The organism is Methylocaldum sp. (genome assembly GCF_035627495.1).
GTDB lineage: Bacteria > Pseudomonadota > Gammaproteobacteria > Methylococcales > Methylococcaceae > Methylocaldum.
This window is the reverse complement of the sequence record NZ_DASPLO010000082.1, coordinates 1-3,095: the sequence shown is the minus strand read 5'-3', so window position 1 is coordinate 3,095 and position 3,095 is coordinate 1. Positions and strand designations below refer to the sequence as shown.

Genomic DNA, 3,095 nt, shown 5'->3' with positions numbered 1-3,095 from the left:
GACTTCAGCCCGAGGATGCGATGAGCCGACATCGAGGTGCCAAACCTCCCCGTCGATGTGGACTCTTGGGGGAGATAAGCCTGTTATCCCCAGGGTAGCTTTTATCCGTTGAGCGACGGCCCTTCCACTCAGTGCCGCCGGGTCACTAAGCCCGTGTTTCCACCCTGCTCGACCTGTCCGTCTCGCAGTCAAGCCTGCTTCTGCCTTTGCACTCTTGGGATGATTTCCAACCATCCTGAGCAGACCTTTGGGCGCCTCCGTTACTCTTTGGGAGGCGACCGCCCCAGTCAAACTGCCCACCTGGCACGGTCCTGCACCCCGCTTCAGGGGTGTCAGTTAGAACTCCGATGCTTCGAGGGTGGTATCCCAACGTCGCCTCCAGTGAGTCTAGCGACCCACCTTCTTAGGCTCCCACCTATCCTGTACACGAACCACCAAAATCCAATGCCAGGCTACAGTGAAGCTCCATGGGGTCTTTCTGTCCAATCGCAGGTAACCTGCATCTTCACAGGTACTTCAATTTCACCGGGTCTCTCGCCGAGACAGCGCCCAAGTCGTTACGCCATTCGTGCGGGTCGGAACTTACCCGACAAGGAATTTCGCTACCTTAGGACCGTTATAGTTACGGCCGCCGTTTACTGGGGCTTCGGTTCACAGCTTCAGCTTGCGCCTAACCGCTCCCCTTAACCTTCCAGCACCGGGCAGGCGTCAGCCAGTATACGTCGCCTTCCGGCTTAGCACTGACCTGTGTTTGTGGTAAACAGTCGCTTGGGCCTCTCCTCTGCAACTCACCAAGGCTTTGAGGTGTTTCTCCTCTAACCCCGACAAGCCACCCTTCTCCCGAAGTTACGGGTGCATTTTGCCGAGTTCCTTAGCGAGAGTTCTCCCGCGCACCTGAGGATTCTCTCCCCGCCTACCTGTGTCGGTTTGCGGTACGGGCACCCCGTGTCTCCCTAGCGGCTTTTCTTGGCAGCATGGCGTTAAGGGCTTCCCTACTTATTTCGGTCGGCGTTACGGCTCACGTTTAGAACGGCGTACTTCACTACCGCTCCACGCTACCCGCTTGCCCCAGCACAACCAACGGCTGGGTCCCTCTAGCCTCCTGCGTCCCCGCTTCGGTCAAACGACCGGTGGTGGTACAGGAATATCAACCTGTTCTCCATCGCCTACGCCATTCGGCCTCGGCTTAGGTCCCGACTAACCCTGAGCGGACGAGCCTTGCTCAGGAAACCTTAGGCTTTCGGTGGACTGGATTCTCACCAGTCTTTTCGCTACTCATACCGGCATTCTCACTTCCGTACAGTCCAGCCGTCCTTCCGGTCGACCTTCGCCCCATACGGAACGCTCCCCTACCAAGTCATTGCTGACTTCCGCAGCTTCGGTGCTCTGCTTAGCCCCGATAATTTATGGCGCAGCGTCATTCGACCAGTGAGCTATTACGCACTCTTTGAATGGTGGCTGCTTCTAAGCCAACATCCTGGTTGTCTAAACAACGCCACATCCTTCTCCACTCAGCAGAGACTTTGGGACCTTAGCTGGCGGTCTGGGCTGTTTCCCTTTTGACGACGGATCTTAGCACTCGCCGTCTGACTGCCGGAACGTGTTGCTGGCATTCGGAGTTTGTCTGAGTTCGGTAACCTTGTGGGCCCCTAGCTCAAACAGTGCTCTACCTCCAGCAACCCTTTATCCGACGCTAGCCCTAAAGCTATTTCGGGGAGAACCAGCTATCTCCCGGTTCGATTGGCATTTCACCCCTATCCACAGCTCATCCGGTAGCTTTTCAACGCTAATCGGTTCGGGCCTCCACGAGGTCTTACCCTCGCTTCACCCTGGCCATGGATAGATCACCGGGTTTCGGGTCTACAGCCATTGACTACGCCCTATTCAGACTCGCTTTCGCTTCGGCTCCGGACCTGAGGTCCTTAACCAGGCCAATGACCGTAACTCGCCGGTTCATTCTTCAATAGGCACGCTCTCACCCACATATGGGGCTCGAACTGCTTGTAAGCACACGGTTTCAGGGTCTGTTTCACTCCGCTCTCGCGGTGCTTTTCACCTTTCCCTCACGGTACTGGTGCACTATCGGTCGCCAAGTGTGTTTAGCCTTGGAGGGTGGTCCCCCCGGATTCCCACGGGATTCCTCGTGTCCCGTGGTACTTGGGATCCGTCTATGGCCTTCTCCCTTTCGCCTACAGGGCTGTTACCTGCTGTGGCCGGCCTTTCCAGGCCTGTTCGACTAGGGTTCATGCTCACGTTTGACGTCCCGCAACCCCGGACCCGATTGCTCGGACCCGGTTTAGGCTATTCCCCGTTCGCTCGCCGCTACTGGGGGAATCTCGGTTGATTTCTTTTCCTCGCCCTACTGAGATGTTTCAGTTCAGGCGGTGCCCTCCTCACGACCTATGGATTCAGTCGTGGGTGACTGGCCATTACGCCAGCCAGGTTACCCCATTCGGAGATTCCCGGATCTACGCCCGCTTGCGGCTCCCCGAGACTTTTCGCAGCTTACCGCGTCCTTCTTCGGCACTTGGCGCCAAGGCATCCACCGTGTGCTCTTTCTAGCTTGACCTCAATCAAGCACAAAGTTCACCTGTGATGCTTCACGTTAACCACTATGTGGAGTTTTCAAGGTACAACTTGAAGGCTGAAGCCCTCAAAACTAAACAGTGTAGAGTAGTCGGCAATCGTCGTGTTGGTTTCCCCTGAACACGTATTGTTGTGTCCAGGTATCGACCAGGAATAGGCCCACTCACCGCTCAACCTCGTGTGGAGGGTCCGTGACGACATGTGCGTCACGGGCCCGAACCCGCTGGGTTGGGGGGTGGGTGGCGGGGGGTCTCCCCCTGCCACATCCTTAGAAAGGAGGTGATCCAGCCGCACCTTCCGATACGGCTACCTTGTTACGACTTCACCCCAGTCACCGGCCCCACCTTCGGCGGCTGCCTCACTTGCGTGTTAGCTCACCGACTTCGGGTGTTACCAGCTCCCATGGTGTGACGGGCGGTGTGTACAAGGCCCGGGAACGTATTCACCGCGGCGTGCTGATCCGCGATTACTAGCAACTCCGGCTTCACGCAGGCGAGTTGCAGCCTGCG

At 57.3% G+C, this 3,095-nt stretch carries 2 rRNA genes; both read right to left on the bottom strand.

Annotated elements, in window-relative coordinates:
* Positions 1-2,569 (bottom strand): 23S ribosomal RNA (locus VEB01_RS07180); the annotation flags it as partial.
* A 289-nt stretch (positions 2,570-2,858) separates the two neighbouring features.
* Positions 2,859-3,095: ribosomal RNA gene (locus tag VEB01_RS07175) — 16S ribosomal RNA — on the bottom strand; the annotation flags it as partial.